General features: G+C 65.7%; 22 protein-coding genes. 5 read left to right on the top strand and 17 right to left on the bottom strand.

Translation table 11 applies throughout. From position 1 onward, the window contains the following. Positions 1-78 precede the first annotated feature (78 nt). Entirely contained in the window at positions 79-1287 is a 1209-nt protein-coding gene (locus tag V2L18_RS16085; protein WP_336179308.1) for a substrate-binding domain-containing protein, read from the bottom strand. 333 nt (positions 1288-1620) lie between these two features. Further along, positions 1621-4938: an ammonium transporter gene (amt, locus tag V2L18_RS16080; RefSeq protein WP_336179306.1), complete on the bottom strand. Its 3318-nt coding sequence runs from the start codon at positions 4936-4938 to the stop codon at positions 1621-1623. 424 nt (positions 4939-5362) lie between these two features. On the opposite strand from amt, the gene V2L18_RS16075 reads away from it, so the two are divergent. After that, the gene (locus tag V2L18_RS16075) at positions 5363-6322 is read left to right on the top strand and encodes a bile acid:sodium symporter family protein (protein ID WP_336179305.1); all 960 of its coding nucleotides are present in this window, start codon (positions 5363-5365) and stop codon (positions 6320-6322) included. 80 nt (positions 6323-6402) lie between these two features. After that, positions 6403-6852 (top strand): thioredoxin domain-containing protein, encoded by a 450-nt coding sequence (locus tag V2L18_RS16070; RefSeq protein ID WP_336179304.1) that lies wholly within the window; start codon positions 6403-6405, stop codon positions 6850-6852. An 18-nt stretch (positions 6853-6870) separates the two neighbouring features. Here V2L18_RS16070 and V2L18_RS16065 read toward each other — a convergent pair whose 3' ends face one another. From V2L18_RS16065 to V2L18_RS16045, 5 genes are all read right to left on the bottom strand, one after another. After that, complete coding sequence (locus V2L18_RS16065; RefSeq protein ID WP_336179303.1) at positions 6871-7533, bottom strand: ATP-binding cassette domain-containing protein; 663 nt, start codon at positions 7531-7533, stop codon at positions 6871-6873. Beyond that, entirely contained in the window at positions 7533-8279 is a 747-nt protein-coding gene (locus tag V2L18_RS16060) for an ABC transporter ATP-binding protein (protein ID WP_336179302.1), read from the bottom strand. Before V2L18_RS16060 ends, V2L18_RS16065 begins: the two co-directional genes overlap by 1 nt. Further along, positions 8276-9235, bottom strand: coding sequence for a branched-chain amino acid ABC transporter permease (locus V2L18_RS16055; RefSeq protein WP_336179301.1), 960 nt, complete (start codon positions 9233-9235; stop codon positions 8276-8278). The genes V2L18_RS16060 and V2L18_RS16055 overlap by 4 nt, the downstream gene beginning before the upstream one ends. Beyond that, entirely contained in the window at positions 9235-10134 is a 900-nt protein-coding gene (locus V2L18_RS16050; RefSeq protein ID WP_336179300.1) for a branched-chain amino acid ABC transporter permease, read from the bottom strand. The genes V2L18_RS16055 and V2L18_RS16050 overlap by 1 nt, the downstream gene beginning before the upstream one ends. 70 nt (positions 10135-10204) lie before the next feature. Then, positions 10205-11512, bottom strand: coding sequence for an ABC transporter substrate-binding protein (locus tag V2L18_RS16045; RefSeq protein ID WP_336179299.1), 1308 nt, complete (start codon positions 11510-11512; stop codon positions 10205-10207). A gap of 233 nt (positions 11513-11745) precedes the next feature. Between V2L18_RS16045 and V2L18_RS16040 the strand changes: the two genes are divergently transcribed. The 3 genes from V2L18_RS16040 (at position 11746) to V2L18_RS16030 (ending at position 14624) form a co-directional block, all read left to right on the top strand. Further along, complete coding sequence (locus V2L18_RS16040; RefSeq protein WP_336179298.1) at positions 11746-12429, top strand: DUF2848 domain-containing protein; 684 nt, start codon at positions 11746-11748, stop codon at positions 12427-12429. A gap of 20 nt (positions 12430-12449) precedes the next feature. After that, positions 12450-13151, top strand: coding sequence for a GntR family transcriptional regulator (locus V2L18_RS16035; protein ID WP_336179297.1), 702 nt, complete (start codon positions 12450-12452; stop codon positions 13149-13151). A gap of 231 nt (positions 13152-13382) precedes the next feature. Next, a complete protein-coding gene (locus V2L18_RS16030; RefSeq protein WP_336179296.1) occupies positions 13383-14624 on the top strand; it encodes an Hsp70 family protein in 1242 nt (413 codons plus the stop codon). Between the two features lie 221 nt (positions 14625-14845). On the opposite strand, the gene V2L18_RS16025 is transcribed toward V2L18_RS16030, so the two are convergent. The 10 genes from V2L18_RS16025 to V2L18_RS15980 form a co-directional block, all read right to left on the bottom strand. Next, complete coding sequence (locus tag V2L18_RS16025; protein WP_336179295.1) at positions 14846-16183, bottom strand: amidase; 1338 nt, start codon at positions 16181-16183, stop codon at positions 14846-14848. After that, on the bottom strand, positions 16180-16569 hold the full coding sequence (locus V2L18_RS16020) for a cupin (RefSeq protein WP_336179294.1): 390 nt from the start codon (positions 16567-16569) through the stop codon (positions 16180-16182). The genes V2L18_RS16025 and V2L18_RS16020 overlap by 4 nt, the downstream gene beginning before the upstream one ends. 12 nt (positions 16570-16581) lie before the next feature. Then, positions 16582-18069 carry a 4-hydroxyphenylacetate 3-hydroxylase N-terminal domain-containing protein gene (locus V2L18_RS16015; protein WP_336179293.1) on the bottom strand — a complete coding sequence of 496 codons (1488 nt, stop codon included), beginning with the start codon at positions 18067-18069 and terminating at the stop codon, positions 16582-16584. 34 nt (positions 18070-18103) lie between these two features. Next, on the bottom strand, positions 18104-18631 hold the full coding sequence (locus V2L18_RS16010; protein WP_336179292.1) for a flavin reductase family protein: 528 nt from the start codon (positions 18629-18631) through the stop codon (positions 18104-18106). Continuing rightward, the gene (locus V2L18_RS16005; RefSeq protein ID WP_336179291.1) at positions 18628-19173 is read right to left on the bottom strand and encodes a MarR family winged helix-turn-helix transcriptional regulator; all 546 of its coding nucleotides are present in this window, start codon (positions 19171-19173) and stop codon (positions 18628-18630) included. Before V2L18_RS16005 ends, V2L18_RS16010 begins: the two co-directional genes overlap by 4 nt. 217 nt (positions 19174-19390) lie before the next feature. After that, positions 19391-20845, bottom strand: a complete 1455-nt coding sequence (locus tag V2L18_RS16000) for a hypothetical protein (RefSeq protein ID WP_336179289.1) — start codon at positions 20843-20845, stop codon at positions 19391-19393. 261 nt (positions 20846-21106) lie between these two features. Continuing rightward, positions 21107-22153 (bottom strand): GntG family PLP-dependent aldolase, encoded by a 1047-nt coding sequence (locus V2L18_RS15995; RefSeq protein ID WP_336179288.1) that lies wholly within the window; start codon positions 22151-22153, stop codon positions 21107-21109. A gap of 95 nt (positions 22154-22248) precedes the next feature. Beyond that, positions 22249-23013, bottom strand: coding sequence for an amino acid ABC transporter ATP-binding protein (locus tag V2L18_RS15990; protein ID WP_336179287.1), 765 nt, complete (start codon positions 23011-23013; stop codon positions 22249-22251). After that, the gene (locus V2L18_RS15985; RefSeq protein WP_336179286.1) at positions 23010-24134 is read right to left on the bottom strand and encodes an amino acid ABC transporter permease; all 1125 of its coding nucleotides are present in this window, start codon (positions 24132-24134) and stop codon (positions 23010-23012) included. Before V2L18_RS15985 ends, V2L18_RS15990 begins: the two co-directional genes overlap by 4 nt. Continuing rightward, positions 24131-25330, bottom strand: a complete 1200-nt coding sequence (locus V2L18_RS15980; protein WP_336179285.1) for an ABC transporter permease subunit — start codon at positions 25328-25330, stop codon at positions 24131-24133. Before V2L18_RS15980 ends, V2L18_RS15985 begins: the two co-directional genes overlap by 4 nt. Positions 25331-25342 lie beyond the last annotated feature (12 nt).

Raw genomic sequence — 25342 nt, 5'->3', positions numbered from 1 at the left:
GGATCCCGGGTCGTTTCCGCTTCGCTTCGCGCCCGGGATGAGGGGTTTGGGGGATGCACGCGCGCGCCCCCCGATCCCTCACTTGTTGCGGATCGGAATGTCCATGTCCTCGATCTTCAGCTCCCGGACGAGTTCCGGAATGCCCCATTCCACGTCCGGATCGACCTTGATCTTGAAGTGGTACATGGACTGCAACGCCTGGTGATCCTCCTTGCGGAAAACCATCTTGCCCTTGGGCGTCTGCCATTCCATGCCTTCCATGGCCGCGATCAGATCTTCCGTGTCGGTGGAGCCGCCTGTCTTCTTCAAGGCCTCGACGATCGCCATGCCCGCCGACATGCCGCCGGCGGTGAAGAAGTCGGGCGGCGTGCCGAAGCGCTTTTCGTGTTCGGCGACCAGCCAGTCGTTCACCGGGTTCTTCGGAATGTCGTAGTAGTAATAGGTGGCGCCTTCCATGCCGGGCAGCGCCTTGTAGGCCTTCATGGCGGCGAGAATGTTGCCGCCCGTGGAAATCTCGATGCCGAGACGGTCGGGGTCCATGGCCTTGATCTTGCCGATGGGGTTGTTCGCTCCGGCCCATATCACGAACAGGAATTTGCGGCCGTCCTCATCCTTCAGGGCATCGAAGATGCGCTGGGCGGAGGCGGTGAAGTCCTGCGTATCGGTCGGAGCGTATTCCTCGAACACCAGTTCAGCGCCGGTGCCCTTCAGGGCTTCCTTGAAGGCGGCTACGCCGTCGCGGCCGAAAGCGTAGTCCTGGGCGAGCGTCGCGATCTTCACGCCGGGCTTTCCAAGCGCGACGGCGTTGGCCACCGCGTCCTGCGAGGAATTGCGGCCCGTGCGGAAGATGTAGCGGTTCCAGTTCTCGCCGGTGATGCTGTCGGCCACCGCCGGTTCCACCAGCAGGATCTTGCCGTATTCCTCTGCAACGGGGAGCATCGCGAGCGCGACGCCGGACGACACCGGCCCAACCGCGATTGCCGCGTCGTCGTCGCCATAGGCCTCGGCCAGAGCGGACCGGCCGACATCGGGCTTCAGCTGCGTGTCCTTCTCGATGACGACGAGCTTGTTGCCGTCGACCTCCATCGTGCCGCCGGTGGCATATTCCAGGCCCATCATCAGTCCGGTGTGCGACTGCTTGGCATAGGCCTCCAGAGCGCCGGTCTTGCCGTAGACGTGGGCGATCTTGATGTCGTCGGCCGCAGCCGTGCCAAGGCTCAGCGTAAGCGCGGCAATGCCGGCGGCCAATCCGGCAGCAAGGCCGGTTCTCGTGAATGCGCAGGTCATGACTGTCTCCTCCCGGTCGTCGCAGCGGCGGGATAAGGCGGCCTCCTCCGCCACCGGATCTGTCGGCGATCCGTTTCCCGCTCCCTCGGAATGGTTCCTCTTCCATTCCTCCGGCCTGCAATCGGAGCGCCGGCTTTAGGCATCCGGGCGAACCGACGCATCAGACCGGCTCAGGAAACCGGCATGTTGAGCGGACGTTCGCGCCAGTCCCGCAAGGGCGCTGCGAAGGCAATATATGACGCATGATTCAGGTTTCATGTCAATCGAGGTGCCGCAGCGGGATGATGCGAACGGGCAGCGGCGACGTGCGTCCGTTCCGGCACGAAATGCCTTCTAGGCGTTCACGGTCGCATCGTCCGAATGCTCCGCGCCGTCCCGCATCTTCCGGCCAAGTTCGGCCAGGCGCCGGACGCCGTCGGGCCCCTCGCATGCGGCGACCGTCTTGCACGCGATGGGGGGTGCCTTGGTCGACAGGTTTCCCTCCGGGGCCGGCTTGCCGATCAGATAGCCCTGCACCTCGTCGCAGCCCTCGTTCACCAGCAGGCGCAACTGCGAACTCGTCTCCACGCCTTCCGCCACGAGCCGCATGCCCAGCGCCCGGCCGAGCTTCAGGATGGTCTGCACGATCGCCATGGCGTTGTCGCTGGTCTCAAGGCCGGCAATGAAGGAACGGTCGATCTTGATGGCATCGAAGGGGAAGCGGCTGAGATAGCCGAGCGCTGAATAGCCGGTGCCGAAATCGTCCAGCGCGATGCGCACGCCGATCCGCTTCAGCGCCTTCAGGATGGCGAGCGCGCGCGCATCGTCGTCGATGACGACGTTCTCGGTGACCTCGATCTCCAGCCTCTCCGGCGGCAGCCCGCTGACTTTCAGCGCTTCCTCCACCGTGTCGACGAAACTCTTGTCGCGGAACTGCAGCGGCGAGACGTTGACCGACACGTGCCGGTCGCCGAACCGCGCCCTGGCGATCCGGCAGGCGTTGGTGAGCACCCATTTGCCGATCGGCACGATCTGGCCGGAATGCTCGGCAACGGGAATGAAGTCGGTCGGGTTGACAAGGCCGCGCGAGGGGTGATGCCAGCGGATCAACGCCTCGTAACCGGCGATCCGGGCATCCACGACGGCCATGCGGGGCTGGAAATAAAGCTCGAATTCGTCGCGCTCGATGGCGACGGAAAGATCGGACTCCAGCTCGCGGCGGACCTTTATCGCCGCGTCCATGCCTTCCTCGAAGGTGCAATAGGCGCCGCGTCCCATGCTTTTCGCCTTGTAGAGCGCGGTATCGGCACGAGAAATCAGGGTGTCGGGGGTCTTGCTGTCGGTGGGGGCGATGGCCACGCCGATGCTGGCGCCGGCGCGCACGACCAGCCCGTCGCCGCAGTTGATCGGCTTTGCGAGAATATGCAGCAGCCGGTGGGCCAGGTCGGCTGCCTGGTTGGCGAACCCGATATCGGTCTGGATCACCGCGAATTCGTCGCCGCCCAGACGGGCCACGGTGTCACCGGCGCGAACCGCCTTGCGCAAGCGGTCCGCGGTGACCTTGATGACCGTGTCGCCGGCGGGGTGGCCGTGCATGTCGTTGATGTCCTTGAAGCGGTCGAGATCGACCAGCAGCACGGCGGTGAGGCTCGCCCTCTGGTCCAGACCGGCCAGGCTCTCCTCCAGACGGTCGGTGAAGACGGCGCGATTGGGCAGGTCGGTCAGCGGGTCGTGCTGAGCGAGATGGCGGATGCGCGCCTCCGCCTTCTTGCGCTCGCGCAGGTCGACGACGGCTGAAACGCGCGTGTGCGCGCCGCGATAGACGATCTCGCGCGTGCGAACCTCCACGGGAATGCGCTGGCCCCGGGCATGGATGGCCATCATTTCCCGCGGTGCGCCGGTCGCCTGCGAAGGCTCTGGCACGTCTTCGCTTTCGGCAGGAAGGAACAGGGTGTCCGCCACGATGCCCTTAAGGTCCTCGAGCGGGCGGCCGAGGAGGTCTTCCAGCGCGGCGTTGCCGTCCACGATCCTGCCCTCCACCGTGATCACGATGGCCTCGAAGGTCGAATTGGCCAGTGCACTGAGGCGCTCCGCTTCCTCCTCGGAGCGTTTCATCTCGGTGGCGTAGTTGCGGGCGAGTTCCTCGTTCTGGATGGAATCCATGAGCTGGTTGAAGAGCTCCGAAAGGCGTTCCGCTTCGTCGCCCGGAATGACAGGCAGGCGAAGCGACAGGTCGGTCTTGCCTTCGATCAGCTGGCTATAGGCGTCCTCCACATGGCCGATACCGAAGCGGGTGCCATGCTCCGCCTCGTTCAGTCCCTTGCGTTCGCCGACCTCGTCGACGCGCACGCGGGTGACCTTGCCGAGCAGATGAAAGAAGATGAGCCCCGCGCCGAAGGCCCAGACGAAGTTGATGCCGACGCCCAGCGCCTGCACACCCAGCTGATCCAGCCGCGACCCGGTGGGAAGGTGGGCGAGGGGCGCAATCAGCGCAGGCGCCAGCGTGCCGACCACGCCGGCCGCGCCGTGAACGCCCACCGCGCCCACCGCATCATCGATCCCGAGGCGTCTTTCGATGAAGCGGTTGGCCCAGACGGCGGCAAGTCCGCCCATCGCCCCGACGAGCAGCGCCCCGCCGGGGGTGAGCACCATGCAGCCGGCGGTCACCGCCACGAGCCCGCCGATCATGCCGGAGAAGGCCTTTTCCGGGAAGATGACCCCATCCTCGCGCAAGCCCTCCAGGTAGCCGGCGGCACCGCCCGTGCCCGCCGCAAGAACCGTGTTGGCGATGATGTGGGCGATTTCCGGCACCGCCGCGGCCGTTGAGCCGCCGTTGAAGCCGATCCAGCCGACGAACAGCAGGAAGGCGCCCGCCGTCGCCAGCACGGGACTGTGGCCCTGGATGCGGACCGGCGAGCCGTCTTCGGCGAAGCGGCCGATGCGCGGTCCGATGACGATGCAGGCGGCCAGCGAGATCCAGGCACCGGTGGAGTGCACCACCGTGGAACCGGCGAAGTCGATGAAACCCATGTTGCCGAGGAAGGCGGAGGCATTGGCCATCAGCGCGCCGCCCCAGGCCCAGTGAACGAAGACCGGATAGACGAGCCCGGCGATCAGCATCGAACACAGGACATAGGCGGTCAGCGGCATCCGTTCCGCGACAGCGCCCGACACGATGGTCGCCGCCGTGCCGCAGAACATCACCTGGAAGGCGAAGAAGCCGACGCCCCACTCGTCGAGTCCCTGCAGCATGAAGAAGCGCGGGTCGATGCCGATCCAGTGCCCGTTGCCGGCGCCGAAGGCGAACATGAAGCCCACGGCGGCGAACATGATCACCGAGAACACGAAGTCGAGCATGTTCTTCTGGGCGACGTTGACGGAGTTCTTGGAGCGCACCATGCCGGCTTCCAGCAGCATGAAGCCGACCTGCATCAAGAGGACAAGCGCGGCGGCGACGAGGAGCCAGACGAAGTTCAGGTGACTTGTGGACGCTTCGAGGACGGCAAGCCGCCGGGTGAGGTCGTCGAGCGTTGCCGGCGCAGGTTGCGCGGAGGCCGACAGGGCTGCCGTTCCTGCAACGAGGAAAGCCAGCCCCAGAGAGAGAACCGGCCGCGTCGCTGCAACATTGGCAGACCGTCGAAGTAACTCCCGCCCGTAACGAAACCGATGCATTGCAATTGCCCCGTCAACGTCCTTCGCCCTCTGTATTGGTCCCACATAACGTTTTCATTGTTAAAAATCGCATAAGGAAACGTCCGCGAAATGCTTAAAGATCGCTCATTCCTTGCAAAAAAATCCGGCATGCAGCTTCTGCTGCCGCGTAAGGGGAGGGGGCGGGGCACGCAGGGCCGGAAAAGGGCGACTTATCAAATCTACCGTAACGTGATGTATTGCTCGCGACAAAAGAGGCAAGATATTTCCGGGATTATTGCCATTATCGTCAATTTCGCCCCTCTACATTGTCGTTTGTTTCCTCTATAGGGAGGCCATCAAGGCAACGACAGGCAATTCCGCGCCTTCCTGCGACGCGACGGTCCGACTTGTTGTGTGCCGTCACTTTTACATCTGCCAACAGATCCATCGGGAGGATCGTCTCGTGAAAATCCTGGCCACCGTCTCCGCCTTCGTCGGGCGCACCTTCGCACTCTGGACCATTCTGTTCGCCCTGCTCGGTTTCTTCCTGCCCGACGTCTTCAGGCTTGTGGTGCCCTGGATCGTACCCCTGCTCGCGCTCATCATGTTCGGCATGGGCCTGACGCTGTCGGGACGCGATTTCGCGGAAGTGCTGCGCCGGCCGTTCGAGGTCGGCATCGGCGTCGTCTCGCAGTTCCTGATCATGCCGCTCATCGCCGTGGGGCTGACGAGCGTCATCCCGATGAGCCCGGAGGTCGCCGCGGGCGTCATCCTCGTCGGCTGCTGCCCCGGTGGCACGTCGTCGAACGTGATGACCTATCTTTCCAGGGGCGATCTGGCGCTTTCGGTTGCCTGCACCAGCGTGACGACGTTGCTTGCGCCTTTCGTGACGCCGTTCCTGGTGTGGACGTTCGCCAGCCAGTATCTGCCGGTTGATGCGGGCGCCATGTTCCTGTCGATCGTCAAGATCGTGTTGGCGCCGCTGGCGCTCGGCTTCATCCTGCAAAAGCTCGCGCCGAAGCTCGTCAGGGCCGCCGTCCCCGCGCTGCCGCTCGTCAGCGTGGCGGGCATCGTGCTGATCGTTGCAGCCGTCGTCGCCGTATCCAAGGGCAAGATCATCGAATCCGGTCTGATGATCTTTGCTGTCGTGGTGCTGCACAACGGCCTCGGCTACCTGCTCGGCTTCTTCGCCGCGCGCACGTTCGGCCTCTCGCTCGCCAAGCGCAAGGCCATCGCAATTGAGGTCGGCATGCAGAATTCAGGTCTGGGAGCGGCGCTCGCCAGCGCGCACTTCTCGCCGGCCGCCGCCGTGCCGAGCGCCATCTTCAGCGTTTGGCACAACATTTCCGGCGCGCTGATCGCGAACTATTTCGCCGGCAAGACCGAAGAACGCCCCTCGCGCCTCGGCGTGCGCAACGCCTGAGGCCGGTGGCGCGACGTCTTGCGCGGATTATCGGAGATCTCCATATATTCGATTAAATGAATATTATTGGGGATCTCACGATGCAGGATGCCGTGAAACTGGTCTGCGCGCAGTGCGGTCAGACCAATCGGGTGCCGTCGGCCAGACTGTCCGCCGGCCCGAAATGCGGGGTCTGTGGCGCCCCGCTTGCGGGTGCAAAGGTCATGGAGCTGGATGCACGCGCCCACGACAAGGCGACGCGCGGCGACGAGCTGCCGCTGATTGTCGATTACTGGGCGCCGTGGTGCGGCCCCTGCCGGATGATGGCGCCGGAATTCGCCAAGGCGGCGCAAGCCGTCGGGCCCGGCGTGAGGTTCGCCAAGATCAACACCGAAGACTTTCCCGCCGTCTCGCAGGGGCTCGCCATCCGGGGCATTCCGCTGCTGATCCTGTGGCACCGGGGCAGGGAGGTGGCGCGGCTCAGCGGCGCGCGGCCGGCTTCCGACATCGCGGCCTTCGTGCGTCAGAACGTGCCTCAGCTGGCCGGATGAGCGCAGTCGGCGCGGGGGTCAGCCCGCCGCGCTGACGATCTCACCGCGCTCGATCTGCAATTCCGCATCGGCGATCGTCGCAAGCAGCTTCGGCGTCGATTCCGTCACGAACAGCGCCAGATCGGGGGCGTAGTCGCGCAGGCTCGCCAGCGTGCGGGCATATTCCAGCGCCAGGGCCGGAGCGAGGCCCTGGAAGGGTTCGTCCAGAAACAGCACCTTGTCGGCCACCATCAGGGCCCGGCCGAGCGCCACGATCTTGCCCTGACCGCCGGAAACCCCGCCGCCGGGCCGGGCCCGCATGGCATGGAGCTGCGGCAGGAATTCGTAGATCCGGGCCAGCCGGCGCTTGCGCTCCGCCGCCGGCAGCTTCAGCGCCAGGGCGGGCAGCAGGATGTTGTCCTCCACCGAAAAGTCCGGGATGAGGCGCCGGTCCTCCGGGGCATAGCCGATGCCCATGCGGGCGCGGGTGTGGCTCGGCAGATCCTGGATTTCCTGTCCGGCCAGTTCGATCCGGCCGCTCTGACGGGCGATAAGCCCCATGATGGCGCGCAGCGTCGTGGTCTTGCCGGCGCCGTTGCGGCCGATCAGCACCGTGCACTTGCCGGAGGAAAGATCGAGACGCACGTCGCGCAGCACGCGCACGCCGGCGATCTCGACGCAGAGACTGTCGACCTTCAGCATCAGGCCACCCCCACCACGTTTTCCAGAACCCGCGGATCCTTCATCACGTCTGCGGGCTTGCCTTCCGCCATGACCTTCCCCGCCTCCCACACGATCACGCGGTCGGCGTAGTTTTCCACGATGTCCATGTCGTGCTCCACGAAGAGCGCGGTGATGCCGCGCGTGCGCATGGCCTTCATCAACGTGTCCATCAGCGGAAAGCGCTCTAGCGCGCTGACGCCGCTGGTGGGCTCGTCAAGCAGCAGAAGCTTGGGGTCGAGCGCCATGGCGACGGTGACGTCGGCGAGCTTGCGCAATCCCTCCGGCAGGGTGCCGGCGATGGTGTCGGCATGGGCGCCGAGATCGAGCAGGTCGAGAAGCTCGCCCGCTTCGCGCCGGTAGTCCGGCCGGTCGAGCGGGTTCAGGGCATCCCAGATGCCGCGACGCGCGGCGATGGCCAGCATCACGTTGTCGAGGACGGAGTGATCGGCGAATAGCTGCGGGATCTGGAAGGCGCGGGCGATGCCGCGTCTTGCGATGGCACGCGGCGCCATCCGTGTGATCTCCATGTCGCCGAGCCAGACCTTGCCCCGGGTCGGGCGGATGTAGCCGGTGCACAGGTTGAGAAAGGTCGTCTTTCCCGATCCGTTCGGTCCGATGATGGCGACGAACTCGCCCTCGCCGATCTCCAGGCTGACGCCGTTGGCCGCGCGGATGCCGCCGAAGGAGATTTCCAGGTTCTCCGCACGCAGAAGCGGCTTCGTCATAACTCGGTCTCCCCGGCTTGCGTCTTGCGCCCGGCGATCTTCTCGATGAGCCCGAAGAGGCCGCGCGGCAGGAAGAAGATCACCACCAGCAGCACGGCGCCGACGATCAGGTTCCAGGCGTCCGCGACGGTGCCGACGGCGAGCGTGTGCACACCTTCGAGGAATGCGGCGCCGAGGAACGGTCCGGCGATGCCGGAGATGCCGCCAAGCACCGCCGTCAGAACGAGCTGGCCCGACTGGGTCCAGAAAGCGAATTCCGGCAGCACGTGGCCAATGGAAAGTGCTGCAATCGCTCCGCCGAGGCCGGCGAGCGTCGCGGAGATCGTGTAGGCGGTCAGAAGCGTGGAGGCGGCGGAAACGCCCAGATATTCGAGCCGGACCTCGTTGCTGTGAACCGCGGAAAGCGCGTGGCCGAGCGGGCTCTTCAGGTAGCGGTGAACGACGAGGCCGAGACCGGCTGCAAGCACCAGCGCGAGATAGAAGAGGACCGTGTCGGAGCCTTCCTTGGTGAGCGTCAGGCCGAACAAGGTGGGCACGGCAACGGCCATGCCGTCGGTGCCGCCGGTGAGGCCGTAAAGCTTGGAGAGCAGCGCGAAGACCACCATGGAGACGGCGAGGTTCAGCATGGCGAAGAAGATCGCGCGGTAACGCACCAGAAAGAGGCCGACCAGCAGTCCGCACAGGCCGGAAACGATGGTCGCGGCCACGATCAGGCCCATCATGTCGGTGAAGCCCAGGCTCTTGGCGAGGAAGGCCGCCGCATAGGCGCCCACCGCATAGAACATCGCGTGGCCGAGCGAGATGAGCCCTGCGCGCAGCAGCAGCGCCACGCCGAGCGCGGCGAAGCCCTTGGCGAGCGCGATCGTCAGCACGAACTGCAGGAACGGGAAGGCAAGGGGGGCGAGACCCGCGATCAGCAGGGCGGCCGCCAGCAGGGCAAGGGACGAGCGGTTCATCAGATCCTCCGCGTCGTGGGGCTGCCGAAAAGGCCGTAGGGCTTCACCAGCAGCACCGCGAGCATCACCACGTAGGGCGCGACCGCATCGAATTCGGGGGCGAAATAGATGGCGAGAACTTTCGCGACGGCGACGATGAGGGAGGCGATGGCGGCACCTTCCACCTGGCCGAGCCCGCCGATGGCGGCGACCGCGAAGGCGAGCACCATCGTGTCGGCGCCAAGCCCGGGCGACACGCCCGAGGTCGGCGTCGCCATGGCTCCGCCAAGCGCTGCCAGAAACACGCCGAGGGTGAAGGCGATCGTGTACATGCGGTTGGTGTCGATGCCGAGCGCCTGCGAGACCTCGCGGTCGGCGACGACGGCGGCGATCAGCCGTCCGGTGCGGCTGTGGCCGATGAAGAGGCGCAGCGCGACCAGCACGACGCCGGCCAGCACGATCAGCAGCAACTGGTAGTTCAGATAGACGATGCCGCCGAGCTCGGTGATGCCGAGCATGGACATGGGCGTGTCCTGATAGAGCGACTGCACGCCGAAAACCATCTTCTGCAGATCCTCCAGGATGAGGAACAGGCCGAAGGTCACCAGCACCTGCACGGCGTCGCTCTTGCCGTAGGTCCAGCGCACCAGCGTGTTCTCCACGAGGGGACCGAACAGAAGCGCGACGAAGGCGGCGGAGAGGACGAGGGCGGGGAAGGTCAGCCAGTCCGGCAGGCCGGCGGAGACGATCCACAGCCCCAGCGAGGCGGCCGCATAGGCGCCGATGGAATAGAAGCTGCCATGGGCGACGTTGAGAACGCGCAGCACGGAGAAGACCAGGGTCAGCCCCACGGCAACGAAGAAGATGAGCGCCGCGCTTGCAAGGGCGTCGACGAACAGTGGAATGAGGGTTTGCAGCATCGTGAAAGGGGTCCGGACCTGAAGCCGAGGTCGCCTCCGCCGTCGGCTGGCGGCGGAGGCGGTGCGATCGCTACCGGTAGGAGCCGGGTTTCGGCATGTCCTTGGGGAAGTAGGGCGTCAGCGAGGAGATCCACGCCACCGGATCGTCGCCGGCCGGCGGCAGCACCTTGTCGCCGGAGTAGCGCACCATGGAGCCCAGCACCGGAGCGTCGATGCCGTCCACCTTGGTGACGGTGCCGACGATCTGGTCGACGATCCCGTCATGGTCGGGACGGATGGTGACGTGGCCGGTCAGGGTGTCGATGCTCAGCCCTTCGAGCGCGTCCCTGACCTGGTCCTTGCTCGGCCATTCGCCGCCATTCTTGGCGATCGCCTTTTCATAGGCCGCTTTCATGACCACGAAGCTGTTGGCCATCTTCATCGCCGGGAAGACCGGATCCTGGCCGAACTTCGCCTTGTAGGCTGCGCCGAAGGCGGGCGCGCCGCGCTTGGCTGCATCGGGCGAGCGCCACCAGCCGTCGCCCAGAACGCCGACGATCGCGCCTTGCGGCATCTCCACGTTCTGCATCGAGGATTCGCCGAGCGCGAAAACCGCCTGGCTCTGGCGGAACAGGCCGCGCGGGTTCGCCTGGCGGACGAAGTTCTCCAGATCGCCGCCCCACAGGTTGGAGAAGATCACGTCCGGGCGGGCGGCCGAAAGCCGGGAGATCTCGGTCTGGTAGCTGGAGGCGCCGAGCTTCGGATAGAGCTCGGCGACGACCTTGACCCCCGGATTGAGCGCGGCGAGCGTCGCTTTCACGATCTCGGCTGCATCATGGCCGAACGAGTAGTCGGGATTGATGATCGCCACGCGCCGGACGTTCGGGTTCTTGTCGAGGAAGTAGAGCACATAGCTCATGAACTCGGCGACGGTGTTGCCGTTGGGGCGGAAGAAATAGGGGTGCGCGCCGTCCTTGAAGAGCTGGTGGGTGTCGCAGTTCCAGCCCACTGTCGGCATTTTCATCTGGTCGGCTATCGGGGCGAGCGCCAGGCAGTTGCCGGACGACAGCGCCGCGATCATGAAGTCGGTGTCGGGCGCTTCCGCCAAGCGGCGGTATTCGGAGATCACGCCCTGGGCGCCCTGCGCCTCGTCGACGAAACTCGCCTTGATCGGCACGCCGCCGATGCCGCCGGCGGCATTGATCTGTTCGATCATGATCTCCGCGCCCTGGCGGCCCGGCATGCCGTAGGCGGCGGCCGGGCCGGACATGAACGTGAAGACTCCGACATTGAGGCTTTCAGGCTTTTCTTCCGCCGAGGCGAGGCTCGTGCCGGAAAGGGTGGTCGACAGGACCATGGCAGCTGCGAGAGCGGTCCCGGTGATGGATGTGAGGCGCATGGTAGGGTTCCCAGTCTGGAGGTTGCGCGTGCGGCAATGGACGGGTTTCCGCCGACCCTCGCCAGGCGGCCTGCCGGGGTCGATCATTATTCGTCTTGTGATATTTCACATACTGATTATAAATTCGGGACTGTCAAGACAGGACCTCAGCCGGGGATGCAGCCGAAGCGGCATGACGCGCCCGCAGGAACTCCGGTTCCCGCCCCCGCGCCACCAATCGAAAGGGAAACCGAATGCCGATAGCGATGGATGTTGCGTCCCTCGGCGGAACCGCGACGCAGGACTTCGATCTGAAAATGCTGGTCATCGCCGGCTGGGCCGGCCGCGACACGGAGGCGCAGGAGCACCACATCCGCGAGCTCGAGGCGCTGGGCGTCGCCCGCCCCGCGGCAACCCCCACCTACTACCGCGCCTCGGCCTCGCGAGTGACGACAAATGGCGTGATCGAGGCCACGGGAACGGGCTCGAGCGGCGAGGTCGAGCCGGTCATCTTCGCCCATGGCAGCACGCTTTACGTCGGGGTGGGATCGGATCACACCGACCGGAAGGTTGAGACGTACAGCGTGACAGTCTCCAAGCAGATGTGCGACAAGCCGGTGGCGGCCACGGTCTGGCCCTTTGAGGAGGTTGCGGACCACTGGGACGAGCTGATCCTGCGCAGCCATATTGTGGAGAACGGCGCCCGCGTGCTTTATCAGGAAGGCCCCGTGAGTGCCCTCCTTGACCCTAGGGAAACAATCGCCGGATATTGCGAGAATGGTGTTCTCCCGGACGGGACGGCGTTATTTTGCGGCACGGTGCCGGCAATCGGCGGGATCCGCAGCGCGGGCCTTTTTGCTGCCGAACTGGTCGATCCGGTAAGGGACCGCAGGATCGGTTTTGAATATGAAATCAGGTCATTGCCTGTTGCAGGTTGAAGACGGAGACAATTGAGGCCATGGCGCCAGCATTCAGCTCTCTCGCCCTCAAGGTTGGAGAGGGAGCGCTCCTTCCCAGAAAGAAACTCTCGCTTCGCGACCAGGCCTACGAGGTCATCAAGGCCAAGATCGTCTCCTGCGACCTGAAGCCCGGCGAGGCGGTGACCGTCACCGATCTCGCCGAAGCGCTCGGCATCGGCCGCACGCCGGTCATCCAGGCCGTCGACCGGCTGATGGTCGACGGGCTCGTCGAGGTCATGCCGCGTAAGGGCGTGGTCGTGAGCCCGGTCTCGCTCGATGAGCTTGTCGAGATCATCGAGGTCCGGCTCCTGAACGAGGGCCAGGCCGCGCGCTGGGCGGCGGAGCGTATCCAGGAGCGCCAGGTGAGCGACCTGCGCGCCAATCTGGAAAACATGGCGAAGGCGACGAAGGAGCGCGCGACCGAGCGGCTCATCGCGCTCGACCGGGAATTCCATCGACTGATCTCGGCTGCCGCCGGCAATTCGATCATGGCGGAGTTGCTGGGCAACCTGCACGACCGCTCGGTGCGTTTCTGGACGCTGTCGCTCAACGTGCCGGACCACAACCTCAGGGTCTGCGAGCAGCACGCGGAAATCCTCGTTGCGCTTGCCGCCCATGACGCCGACCGGGCGGAAGCCGCCGTTCGTGCCCACATCTCGGCGTTCAAGCAGAACCTCGTCAGCAACCTGATGGGTGGGTGAGCGCCCCGCCTGCGGCCTGCTCCCCTCTCGCTTCCAGCCCCGAAGACGAAGGCATTTTCGTGCGCCCGGTCCTTGCGTGCGGAGCGGTGGCCGCCCTATAAGGCACACCCCGCGCGCGCCTGCCCGAGACGGCGGCATCCGCGCGCCTTCGATTCACCACGCGTTCGTGACGCTTGACCCCCGGGACCTCAAGGGCGCGGGCAGGCGCGTCTTCATCTTCACTGGAACCCCATGGCAGTCTGCGGCATCGATTTCGGCACCTCCAACTCCTCCATCGGCATCCTGCGCGACGGTGCGCCCTTCGTCGTGCCGCTGGACAAGGGGCCGGCCTCGCCGAGTGCCCTTTTCTTTCGCACCGACGGCCAGCCGCTCTTCGGACGGGCGGCCATCGCCGCCTACACCGAGGGCGAGCAGGGCCGCTTCATGCGCGCGCTGAAGAGCATGCTCGGCCACTCCGCGCTTGCCAGCACCACCATGATCAACCGCAAGCGGGTGCCGTTCTCCGACATCATCACCCACTATCTGCGCTATCTGAAGCAGGCGGGGGAGGCGGCGGCCGGAGAGGAGCTGACCTCGGTCGTGCTCGGACGCCCCGTCTCCTATGTCGACGGCGATCCGGAGGCCGATGCGGACGCCGAGAGCGCGATGGAAACCATCGCCCGCAAGGCCGGCTTTCGCGATGTCGCCTTCGTCTTCGAGCCGGTCGCAGCGGCTGAGGCCCATTCGGGCAGCCTTGCGCCGGGCGACACCGTACTGGTGGTCGATCTCGGCGGCGGCACGGCCGATTTCTCGCTGCTGCGGCAGGAGACGGCCGGCGCGGCGCCGCGCATCCTGGGCAATGCCGGCGTGCATGTCGGCGGCACCGATATCGACTACCGCCTCAACGTTGATTTCCTGATGCCGCTGATGGGCTGCGGCGGGGAGATGGAGGATGCCTTCCGTTCCAAAGTGCTGCCGATCCCGAAATGGTATTTCCTCGATCTCGCCACCTGGCAGAAGATCCCGCTGATGTACGACGGCAAGATCCGCACGCAGCTGCGCGAGATCCGTGCGCTGGCGCTGGAGCCGGAAAAGATCGAGCGCTTCATCGCTGTCCTCGACCAGCATGACGGCCACCGGCTCGCGGGCGATGCGGAAGCGGCGAAGATCGCCCTGTCGGATCTCGATGCGACCCGCGTCGATCTCGATTATGTCGAGCCCGGGCTTGCCGTTGATATAGCGCGGGCCGCCTACGAGGCGTCCGCCGCGCCGCTGATCGAGCGCATGGTCGCCTCCTCGCTGTCGCTTCTGTCCGATCTCGGCGAGGACCCTGCCCATGTCGACACCATCCTGATGACCGGCGGCACCTCTCAGGTGCCACAGATCCAGCGCGGCTTCCGCGAGGCCTATCCCAACGCGGCCATGCAGATGGAAGACCTCTTCGCGACCGTCTGCACCGGCCTGACGGTCAAGGCGGCGACGGCTTTCGGGTAGGATGCGGCGGCGCGGGTTTCGATGTCGCTGTGGCGCGCGCGGAAGTCGTGGCCCATCCTTCGAGACGCCGTCTACGACGGCTCCTCAGGATGACGTTGTATTTGAGTCAGAATTCCGGAAAAGCAGTAACACGACAACGTCATCCTGAGGAGGCCGCATCGCGGCCGTCTCGAAGGATGGGCCGCTTGTCCTTTCGTCGCACAATTCTGCCCTCCGCAGCCTCACCGCGTGAGCAATTTCTCCACCGCCGTCGCCACGTCGAACAGGCGCGCATCGCCCATCGTCTCGCCCATCAGCATCAGCCCCACGGGCAGGCCGTCGACAGGAAGCGGCAGCGAGATCGCGCAGCGGTCGAGGAAATTGCCGACCGTGGTGTTGCGCAGCGCCAAAATGTTCTGGCTGCCGTAAAGCGCCTCGTCGGCATCGAGATCGGCGATCCTCGGCGCTTCCATGGCCACCGTCGGCATGATCACGGCGTCGAATGGCTTCGTCAGTTCGTCCGCCCGTGCGATGATCTGGCGCCGGGTCTCCAACAGGGCCTCGTATTCGCCGGGCTCCATCGTCTCGCCCTTGCGGATGCGGACGGAGACGCGCGGATCGTACCCCGCCTCGCGGGTCGCGAGATCGTCGCGATGGATCGCCAGTGCTTCGGCCGCGATGATGCCGCCATGGGCGTTGAGCGAGGGCAGGCGGTCGAGATCGTCGATGCGCAGCCGCGAGACCCGCACGCCGGCACGCTCCAGCAGTCGGATGGCCTCCTCGAAGGCGGCGGCGACGCCGGGCGTCAGGCCGTCGAGCACGAAGTTTTCCAGCACCGCGACATGCAGGCTTGCGGCCTCGGGCGCGCCGAGGGAGGGCAGCGCCTCGCCCGCCATCACCGCATCGGCTATCGCGCAGTCGGCAACGCCATGGGCGATGGAGCCGATGGAATCGAGTGTCTGGGAGAGCGGATAGGCGCCCTCGGTCGGCACGCGGCGGGCGGTGGGCTTGTAGCCGGTCAGGCCGCAGAAGGCCGCCGGAATGCGGCAGGAGCCGCCGGTATCCGTGCCGATGCCCAGTGCCGCCATGCCGTCGGCGACCGAAACGGCGGCGCCCGAGGACGAGCCGCCGGGGATGCGGGCGCGGTCCGCCGGGTTGCCCGGGGTGCCGTAATGCGGGTTCATGCCGAGGCCGGAATAGGCGAATTCGGTCATGTTGGTGTGGCCGACCACCACGAAGCCCGCCGCTTTCAGCCGCGCGATCGCCGGGGCGTCGCTTGTGGCCGGCGCGTTGCCGGCGAAGATCTTCGAACCGGCGGTGGTGACGAAGCCTTCCACGTCGAAGAGGCATTTCACCGAAACCGGAATGCCGGCATGGGGGGAGAGAGCCCGGCCCGCCTTGCGCGCGGCATCCATCGCCCGCGCATCGGCCAGTGCCCGGTCAGGAGCGATCGCGGTAAAGGTGCGCGCACCTTCGCCTTGGGGGTTTGCGATTTTCTCGAGGCAATCGGTGACGAGCTCCTCGCTCGTCACCTGTCCCGCATCAAGCCTTGCGGCGAGATCGGCGAGCGTTGCGGTCATTGGGCGCCTTCGTCGTAATAGTGGATTTCCAGAAGGACGCAGCCGCCTTCCGACTTGAAGGGGCCATGATAGGCCGCCGGCGGCCGGCAGGCATAGGTGTTGGGCTTGAAGTTCTCGCCGCCATCCCCGTTTTCGTCGTTGCCCACCGTCAGGTCGCCGGAAACGAGATAGACCTCCTCCCAGTAGTCGTGGACGAAGGGCTTGGTGGTGAAGACGCCGGGCTGAAAGCGCAGGAGCCGGGTGCGATTGCCGCGCTTGTTCACCTCGTCCAGTTCACCGGCAAGGATCTTCTGCTGGATGCCGGAAGGGTATCCCGGCGGTGTGTGCCAGCCCTCCGTTCCCATGTCGATGGAATGGAATTCCTTGTGTTCCTTGTTGATGGTCATGGTCGGTGATCCCTATTCGGCTGCGCTGTGGAAGTGGGTGAGTTCGTCATCGAGGTCGTAGCTGTCGAGCATGCGGTCGACGAGGCCCGTGCAGCGGTCCCAGTCGAAGGTGCGGAAGGAGTGGCCCTTGGTGACGAAGGTCGCCCCGGCGTAGAACATCTCGTACTGGGTGTGGCGCGAGGCAAATTCCGAGCCGAGCGCGTCCCAGGCGAGCTTGAAGAACTTCACCCGGCCTTCCGACGACGTGGTCGGCGACTGCTGGGTCTTGCCGATCAGCGCCCGCAGTTCGGGATTGGCGAAGTCGTTGATGGAGGAGGGCAGCATGATCAGCCCGCCGCCGGCGAGATCGCGAAGCGTGCCGATGAGCTGGTTGTACATCTGCTGGGTCAGCACCTGCGCCGCATAGAGCGTGTGCCGGTCGGGCACGAAATAGGCCCCGTGCTGGCGGCCCTTCACCTCCATCGAATGGACCAGCGCATCGACCATGGCGCATTGCGCGGCCAATTGGCCCAGCGTCTCGCGCACCTGCGGGAAGGCGAGGATGCCGTTGGTCTCCGCCGTCTTGCGGGCGATGCCCATCAGGAAGCGCATCTTCACCATCAGGCGCACCTGGGCCTGGTAGTTCTGGTAGACGTGGGCGGGCGTCGCGTGGAACTGGCGCGCGCACATTCCGGTGTCCTGATTGATGAACACCCGCTCCCACGGCACCTTCACGTCATCGAAATAGAGAACGGCGTCGTTCTCGTCGAAGCGGTTGGCGAGCGGATTGTCGAAGCGGCTGGGCGCTGCCGCCTCGTAGGACTTGCGCGACAGGATCTTCAGGCCCTTGGCGTTCATCGGCACGGCAAACGAGATGGCGTAGGGCTCCTCGCCCTCCTTCAGCGGCTGGATGCAGGTGACGAAGACCTCGTTCGCCAGAATGCCGCCGGTCGCCAGCATCTTGGCGCCGCGGATGGTGAGGCCGTCGGCATCCTCAGAAACCACGCCGGCCGACAGGAACGGGTCCGCCTGCTCGTTCGCGGCCTTGGAGCGGTCGGCCTGCGGGTTGATGATCACGTAGGTGAGGTAAAGCTCGTTGTCGCGGGCATAGGCGTAGTAGTCGGCAAGCGCCTTGGCGCGGGCCGGGTCGTAGGCCTCGAAGACCTCGATCCCCATGTACATGCCGGCGATGCAGGAAGCGACATGGTCGGGCGCGCGTCCGAGAAAGCCGCCGTGAAGCTCCGTCCAGGCCTCCAGCGCGCGGCGGCGTTCGACCAGCTCGTCGTAGCTCTTAGGCAGCTGCCAGATGCGGTTGGCGCGCGCGCCGTTGCCGCCCGGAATCTCATAGGTCATCAGATCGCGGTTTTCCGGCGCCGACTGGAAGTCGTACATCCCGGCAACCGAGGCGACCGCGTTGCGGAAGGCGGGATGAGTGGTGACGTCCTCCACCCGTTCGCCGTCGATATAGAGCTCACGGCCGTCCCTTAGGCTCTCCGTGTGCTGCTGTCCCGTTTTCAGCATGTCGTGTTCCCTGGTGGTTCGATGGGGGTTTCGTTCAGTAGTGGATCGCGAGCGGCCAGTGCGGCTGGCCTGTTTCTTGTTCTTGCAGTGTCGCGTAGCGGCCGGCGGCGAAGACAAGCGGTCTGCGGTCGGCGGAGAAGGTTTGGCGTTCGACGCGGGCGATGAAGAGACGGTGATCGCCGCCGTCGTGGCAGGCATGCGCCGCGCATTCGAAGACGGCCGCCGCACCAGACAACAGCGGTGCGCCGTGAAGCCCGGTCTCGCTCGCAAGCCCTTCCCACTTGGCGGCGCCGGCGCGGGCGAAGCGGTTCGACAGCGCGCTCTGGCCCTCGCTCAGCACGTGGATGGCAAATCCGTCCGCGCGCTCCCACAGCGGCAGGCCATTTGCCCGGCGGTCGATGGAAAAGAGGATCAGCGGCGGGTCCAGCGAAAGGGAGTTGAAGGAACTCATGGTCATGCCGAGCGGCTCGCCGTCCACCCGGCAGGTCACGATGCACACGCCGGTCGGAAATTGGCCGAGCGCCCGGCGGAAGGCCTTCTGGTCGATCGGATCGAGCGTCATTTCGCGACCTCCGCCTGGGCGACGAGATAATCGGAAAGCGCGCGCGCCTTTTCCGCGCTCTCGCGCAGATCGGCGGCAAGGCCGCGCAGAAGCGCGAAATTCTCCGGCGTAACCGGCTCGAAGAGCTGGTCGTTGATTTCCTGCTGCACGGGTGCGAGCTGGCGCAGCAGGCGTTCACCGCGCGCCGTCACCGTCAGCTTCACGCGGCGCATGTCGTTGGGATCGGGCACCTTCTCGATGACGCCGGCTTCGACCAGCTTCTTTGTCTCGTTGGTGACGAAGGTCGGCGTCAGCGCCAGATGCTCGGCGACGGTCCCGACGCCGACCTGGCCTGCCTTCTGCAGCTGCCGGATGGTGATCAGGATCGTGTATTGCGGCCCGGTGAGCCCGATGAAGGCGGCGAAGCGCGCGCGGATCTGCTCCAGCCGCGACGAGAAGGCCAGCAGGTTATGCAGCATCGCGCGGAAGGCCGCGTCGTCTCCCTCGACCAGCAATTCGGGCCGCGAAACGGTGAGGGATGAGAGGCTCTGGTCGGTCTGCATGTGAAATCCTGTGATATTTCACAGAAAATTATTAAGTAGCTTAATTAAGTTGTCAACGTGATTTCTGAAGGAGATGGGAGACGAAGGCTGGCGGGCTGGCCGGCTGGAGCGAAGGGAGGACGTCGTGGCTCCCTTTCGTGCGGAGCCGAAAACGGGGCGACGGCCGCCTTCCGGCCACCGTCGCCCCCATTCTTGTCGATCGGTCGATGCCGCGTGCCTACTGGGCCCGGTCGGGGATGATCCAGGAGAAGTCCGTCAGCGAGACACCCTTGAAGCAGGCATCGTCGGGCTGAAGCGCTGCCAGGAGGTCCGGGCAATTGGCGTTCGAATACCCGGTGGTGCCCTCGGCTGGTTCGCCAGGCTTGCCCCCGGGATAGCCGGCGCGGACATGGCAGTTGCGGCAGCTCGTGCGGATCGGGTGGATCACCCCTTCGATATAGGGGTTCACGGCTTTGGCGATCTGGCCCTGGGCGTCGGGCTTGTAGGCGTTGGCCTCGGTCAGGAGATAGTGCCGCCACGGGCCCACGGCCTTCATGTCCTGCGGCCGGTCGGCCGCATAGGGACCCTTGTCCGGCGCATCCGACCACCACACACTCTGCAGGGTCCAGGTCGGCACCTCCTTGGTGACGATGTGCATCGCCACGGTGACCACATAGTCACCCGGCTTGAACGGCGCGTCATAAAGCCAGTAGCTCGCCGCGTTCAGCATGGCCTTGTCTGCTTCGGAGAACATCTTCCAGTCCGCGTTCGTCACCTTGTGGTGGTAGAAGCGGTCGAGCCCGACGACCCTGGCCTTGGCGGTCTTCGGCTTCATCGCCGTCTTGTCGGGATTGAGGATCCCGTGCAGGTAGGTCACGTCGACGGTCTGGCCCACCTGCTTGCCCGAGGGGTCGATCGCGACGACGCTGTCCCACGTCTCGTAGCCGACATAGCCGTTGTAGCTGTCGGGGAAATTGTCGTTCCACCACGGCAGCGGCGTCAGTCCCTCGGCGTGCACCGGCCAGTACATGTGTTTGGTGGACAGGTAGCGGGCCGGCAGCTCGATGTTCTGGCCGAGCCTGTGGGCTTCCTCCAGCGTCTTCTTCAGGTAGAGTTCCCCGTCGCGGATGGCGCGGAAACCTTCCGGCGAGAGCGATTCCGTCGCCACCATGATGTCGCCGTTGAAGACGAAGAAGGTGCCATCCTTGATGGTCGCTTTCTCGCCGGTGCCGGAAATGGCGTCCGGGTAGGCTTCGATAACCTTCCGGGGAAGCGGGTAGATCGGCTGAGGCGTGTTGACGGGAATGTCGGCCCCGCGCTCGCTGGCCCGCATGTGCCCGACGACCGACGGCGTCAGGCGGATGCGCATCGGCGCGGCGGCTGCCGGCTTGGGGGCGTCGAACGCCTGGGCGGTCGTCTGCCAGCTCAGCCAGATCGGCCAGGAATTGGGATCGCCCGCGTCGAGCGGCTGCATCATGCCGGCGAAGAGCGACCAGCCGTGGCGGCGCGAGAAAGCGGCATCCCCCGCCGCAATCGCCGCCTCCAGTGCGCGGTTCTCCCGGAAATAGCCGAACTCCTCGGGGATGGGGGTGAAACTGGGGCGATCCTCCGCTTTCACGGCGCCGACGGACGCGAGCGACACGCCGGCGATGAAAGGAACGGCCAGGGTCAATTTCCAAAATATGCGTTTCATGGCAGCCTCATCGTAAGAAATTAAAGACGAGACAGCATGCGTTTAAATAAAACGCCAGATCAAGGTCGGATGTTCACTGATATAAATATCAATACTAATATTTTTGTTAGATCATAACGTTGCGGAATATGACGCGAAATGCTGGTCAAAACATGGATCGCGGAGGCCTGTCGCGGATGTGAGAAGCCTCCGGTCCGTTCGTGATCGATATACGTGTCGTCTGTCAGCGCCCTTACCTCTGCGCGCTGGCTGGGCGTCCCGTCAGACGAGTGCCGTCACCGCGCGGGTGAAGGCTTCGGCCGCCTTGCGCACGCCCGCCTCGCTCACATCGAGATGGGTGACGACGCGCATGCGCCGGTCGCTCTCCGCGCCGATGCGTACGCCTTCGGCGGCAAGCGCGGCGACGATCTCGCCGGAGGTCAGCGGCCCGTCGAGTTCGAGGAACAGGATGTTGGTGACCACCTCGCGCGGATAGACGGTGACGTGGGGCAGGCCGGCCACCAGCTCCGCGAACAGCTTCGCGTTGGCGTGGTCCTCGGCCAGACGCTCGACATTGTGCTCCAACGCGTAGAGACCGGCGGCCGCCAGAACGCCGGACTGGCGCATCGCGCCGCCGAGCCGGTGCTTCCAAACCCAGGCCGCCTCGATGAAGTCCTTGGAACCGGCGAGAACGGCACCGACCGGACAGCCAAGCCCCTTGGAAAGATCGATCCAGGCGCTGTCGAAACCGCGGGTGAAGGCCCGGGCGGGCTTGCCGGCGGCAACCGCCGCATTCAGCAGGCGGGCGCCGTCCATGTGCGTGGCCAGCCCCCAGTCCCGTGCGGCTTCGGTCAGTTCGCCAAGCGTTTCCGCCGACCAGACGAGCCCGCCGCCGCGGTTGGTGGTCTGTTCCACCGAAACCACGCTGGAACGCGGGCTGCGCATGCGCGGGCTGCGCAGCGCGGCCACCATGTCGCAGACCCCGAACAGGCCGCTCGGCGTCGAGATCGGGCGCATCTGCGCGCCTGCGAGCGCTGCGGCTCCCGCACCTTCGGAGGCGACCACATGGGCGTTTTCGGCGGCGATGATCTCGTCGCCGGGCCGGCAATGGACGAGGAACGAGATCTGGTTGCACATGGTGCCCGACGGCAGGAACACGGCCGCCTCCATGTCCAGAAGCCCGGCCACTTCTTCATTGAGGGCGAGGGTGGTCGGATCCTCGCCCTTCTGCTCGTCGCCCACGGGGGCAGAGGCCATGCGGGCCAGCATGGCGGCGCTGGGGCGGGTGGTGGTGTCGGAGACGAGGTCGACCTCGATGGCGGCTGTCATGATGCGTTCCTGATCATGTGCGGAGGGGCTGCCTGTCGGCGCCCTTGCAGACGGTTGAACGGCGTGGCGATGGCGTTCGAGCGAACGCGTGCCGCTCACGCCGTCGTTGAGATCTTGCCGAGGAAATCGCGGGCGCGATCCGTGGCGGGGTTTGCGAAGAAGTCTTCCGGCGGGGCCGCCTCGATGATCTCGCCCTGGTCCATGAAGACGACGAGATCGGCCACCCGGCGGGCAAAGCCCATCTCGTGGGTGACCACGATCATCGACTGGCCGTCGCGGGCGAGCCCCTCCATCACGTCGAGCACTTCCTGGATCATCTCCGGATCGAGCGCGGAGGTCGGTTCGTCGAAAAGCATCACAGCGGGTTTCAGCATCAGCGAACGGGCGATCGCCACGCGCTGGCGCTGGCCGCCGGAAAGCTGGCCGGGAAATTTCGCGGCCTGATCGGACAGGCGGACGCGTTCCAGCAGCTCCCGGGCACGCGCAATCGCGGCCGCCTCGGGTTCACTGCGGGCGTAGACCGGGCCGATCGTCAGGTTGTCGAGCACGCTCAGATGCGGGAACAGGTTGAAGTTCTGAAAGACCATGCCCGTGCGCCGGCGGATTTCCGCAAGCGTTGCCGGCTTGCCGTCCAGCACCGTGCCGCAGACCGTGAGCGTGCCCTCCTGGAAACGCTCCAGCGCGTTCACGCAGCGGATCAGCGTGGACTTGCCCGATCCCGACGGTCCGCACAGGACGATCTTCTCGCCCTCGCCAAGGCCGAGGGAAACGTCTCTGAGCACGTGATGCGCGCCGTACCACTTGTTGATCTTGTCAAGCGCGACGACGAGGTTGGCGGATGTGTCTGCGGGGTTCGTCATTGTTCCGCCCTCCGCGTGCGCCGCGCGTGGTCCTGTTCCAGCGAGCGGCCGTAGAGCGACAGGCCGGAGCAGATCAGGAAGTAGAGCAGGAACACGAAAAGGTAGCCCTCCAGCCCGTAGCGCACCCAGGCCGGGTCATCGAGCGCGACCTTGGTGGCGCCGAGCACGTCGAAAAGCCCCAGAATTGCGAAGTAGGTCGTGTTCTTGAACGCGCGGATGATGTCGTTGAAGAGCGCGGGGATGGCGATGGCGACGGCCTGCGGCAGGACGATCTTGCGCATCCTCAGCCAGTAGCCCATGCCGAGCGCCTTCGCGGCCTCGTCCTGTCCGTCTGCGACCGCCTGCAATCCGCCGCGGATCACCTCCGCCGCATAGGCCGCGAAGAAGATCACCATGCCGATCTCGGCGCGCACCAGCTTGTCGACGTCGAGCTGCGGCGGCAGGAACAGCGGCAGGATCAGCGTGCCGAAAAAGAGCACGACGAGCAGCGGAATGCCGCGCACGCCCTCGATGGTGGCGATGGAGACGAAACGCACGACCGGAAAGGGCGAACGCCGGCCGAGCGCCAGCAGGATGGCGAGCGGAATGCCGAAGGCGACCGTTCCGCCGAAGACCAGGAAGGTCAGCGGCAGGCCGCCCCAGGCATCGGTGCCGACGTAGGAAAGCCCGAACACGCCGCCGCGCATCAGGACAAGCGTCACGACGAACACCGCCAGCCAGCCGGCAAGCCTCATGCGAAGCGGAAACAGGCGGAAGGCGGTGAGCACCGCCCACACGACCCAGATCGCGATGATCAGCGCGGAGCGCCATTGCTCGTCGTAAGGATAGGTGCCGAGCAGGATGACCCGGTACTTTTCCGTGATCACGGCCCAGCAGGCGCCGCTTGCCGTCTTGCAGGCCTCGGCGGTCGGGTCGTACCAGACCGCGTCAATGATGCCCCAGCGCACGAAGGAGACGACCGCCCAGGCTGTCATGAGGCCAAGCACGATGGTGAGGAGGCTGGTGCCGGGCGTCGCGAAATAGCGCGCCTTCAGCTGCGCGAGGCGTCCGGCCCCGTGCGGTGCGGGCCGGCGCGGTGCGTCGTTGCCGATGGTGGCGTAGGAACCGATGGCTGCGCTCATGATGTGCGCCCCGGGATCGCGAAATAGCGGTTGGCGGCGTTGGAGGCCGCGCCGATCGCAAGCGCCATGACGAGGTAGACCGCCGCCATGATGCACAGCACCTCGATGGTGCGGCCGGAATAGGTGAGCATGGTATTTGAGATGGAGAAGAGGTCGGGATAACCGATGGCGACGCCGAGCGAGGAGTTCTTCAACAGGCTCACATACTGGGCGGCGAGCGGCGGGATGATCACGCGCAGCGCCTGCGGGGCGACGATGCGGCGGTAGATGTCGCTCTTCGACAGCCCGATGGTATTGGCCGCCTCGAACTGGCCGAAATCGACGCTGCCGATGCCGGCGCGCACGATCTCCGCGATATAGGCGGCGATATAGAAGGAGAGCCCGAAATAGATCGCCAAAAATTCCGGCGAGAGCGTCGCGCCGCCCTTGAAGTTGAAGCCCTTGAGCACGGGGACCGACCATTCGGCGGGCGCGCCTGCGGCTGCCCAAACGACGAGCGCGGGCGCGAGGATCAGCGCGATCTGCACGGCGCGCAGCGGCTTCCAGCGCAGGCCGGTGCGGCGCCGGCGGCGCTCCGCCAGGATCGACACGCCCCAGGCCACGAGAAAACCGAGAAAGCCGGCCGCGGCGGCTTCAGCGAACACCGCGCCGTTTTCAGGCGCGGGCAGTGACACGCCGCGGTTGGAGGCGAAAATCAACTCGCCGATGGACCATGAATTGCGGGCATGCGGCAAAAGCGTGAAGAAGCTGTACCAGAACACGATCTGGACGAGCTGAGGGGTGTTGCGGAAGGCGTAGACGTAGGCCTGGGCGAGGCCGCTGGCGAGCCCGTTTCGCGACAGGCGCGCAAGACCGACGAGCGTTCCCAGAAGCGAGGCGGTAATGATGGAGACGACCGACACCATCACCGTGTTGCCGAGGCCGACGGCGAAGGCCGTCAGGTAGGTCTCGCCCGGGCGGAAGTGGAAGAAAGCCTCGCCCAGCGAGAATTGGGCCTTGTCGAACAGGAAGCCGAGGCCTGAGGTCATGCCGCGCGCATCGAGCGCGGCCCTTGCGTTCATCACCAGCCAGGTGGCGATCGTCGCCAGCACGACAAGCAGCGCCGCCTGCCAGAACACGGCCTTCGGCGAAAGCCGGCGGCGCGGCGGCGGGGGGACTGCGCCCCCCGCCGTGGCTCTCTTTTTCAAGATGGACATGGTGTTGCGTGC

The sequence above is a fragment of the Breoghania sp. JC706 genome (assembly GCF_037026715.1).
Lineage (GTDB): Bacteria > Pseudomonadota > Alphaproteobacteria > Rhizobiales > Stappiaceae > Breoghania.
The sequence above is the reverse complement of the archived record's forward strand: the minus strand, read 5'-3'. Positions and strand labels throughout refer to the sequence as shown.

Coding starts and splice junctions, on each gene's coding strand:
- V2L18_RS16050 (WP_336179300.1), bottom strand. CDS start 10,134: ATGCTGCAAACCCTCATTCCACTGTTCGTCGACGCCCTTGCAAGCGCG.
- V2L18_RS16070 (WP_336179304.1), top strand. CDS start 6,403: ATGCAGGATGCCGTGAAACTGGTCTGCGCGCAGTGCGGTCAGACCAAT.
- V2L18_RS15980 (WP_336179285.1), bottom strand. CDS start 25,330: ATGTCCATCTTGAAAAAGAGAGCCACGGCGGGGGGCGCAGTCCCCCCG.
- V2L18_RS16025 (WP_336179295.1), bottom strand. CDS start 16,183: ATGACCGCAACGCTCGCCGATCTCGCCGCAAGGCTTGATGCGGGACAG.
- V2L18_RS16010 (WP_336179292.1), bottom strand. CDS start 18,631: ATGACGCTCGATCCGATCGACCAGAAGGCCTTCCGCCGGGCGCTCGGC.
- V2L18_RS16020 (WP_336179294.1), bottom strand. CDS start 16,569: ATGACCATCAACAAGGAACACAAGGAATTCCATTCCATCGACATGGGA.
- V2L18_RS16005 (WP_336179291.1), bottom strand. CDS start 19,173: ATGCAGACCGACCAGAGCCTCTCATCCCTCACCGTTTCGCGGCCCGAA.
- amt (WP_336179306.1), bottom strand. CDS start 4,938: ATGCATCGGTTTCGTTACGGGCGGGAGTTACTTCGACGGTCTGCCAAT.
- V2L18_RS15995 (WP_336179288.1), bottom strand. CDS start 22,153: ATGACAGCCGCCATCGAGGTCGACCTCGTCTCCGACACCACCACCCGC.
- V2L18_RS16040 (WP_336179298.1), top strand. CDS start 11,746: ATGCCGATAGCGATGGATGTTGCGTCCCTCGGCGGAACCGCGACGCAG.
- V2L18_RS15985 (WP_336179286.1), bottom strand. CDS start 24,134: ATGAGCGCAGCCATCGGTTCCTACGCCACCATCGGCAACGACGCACCG.
- V2L18_RS16060 (WP_336179302.1), bottom strand. CDS start 8,279: ATGACGAAGCCGCTTCTGCGTGCGGAGAACCTGGAAATCTCCTTCGGC.
- V2L18_RS16085 (WP_336179308.1), bottom strand. CDS start 1,287: ATGACCTGCGCATTCACGAGAACCGGCCTTGCTGCCGGATTGGCCGCC.
- V2L18_RS16015 (WP_336179293.1), bottom strand. CDS start 18,069: ATGCTGAAAACGGGACAGCAGCACACGGAGAGCCTAAGGGACGGCCGT.
- V2L18_RS16045 (WP_336179299.1), bottom strand. CDS start 11,512: ATGCGCCTCACATCCATCACCGGGACCGCTCTCGCAGCTGCCATGGTC.
- V2L18_RS16000 (WP_336179289.1), bottom strand. CDS start 20,845: ATGAAACGCATATTTTGGAAATTGACCCTGGCCGTTCCTTTCATCGCC.
- V2L18_RS16055 (WP_336179301.1), bottom strand. CDS start 9,235: ATGAACCGCTCGTCCCTTGCCCTGCTGGCGGCCGCCCTGCTGATCGCG.
- V2L18_RS16030 (WP_336179296.1), top strand. CDS start 13,383: ATGGCAGTCTGCGGCATCGATTTCGGCACCTCCAACTCCTCCATCGGC.
- V2L18_RS16065 (WP_336179303.1), bottom strand. CDS start 7,533: ATGCTGAAGGTCGACAGTCTCTGCGTCGAGATCGCCGGCGTGCGCGTG.
- V2L18_RS16035 (WP_336179297.1), top strand. CDS start 12,450: ATGGCGCCAGCATTCAGCTCTCTCGCCCTCAAGGTTGGAGAGGGAGCG.
- V2L18_RS15990 (WP_336179287.1), bottom strand. CDS start 23,013: ATGACGAACCCCGCAGACACATCCGCCAACCTCGTCGTCGCGCTTGAC.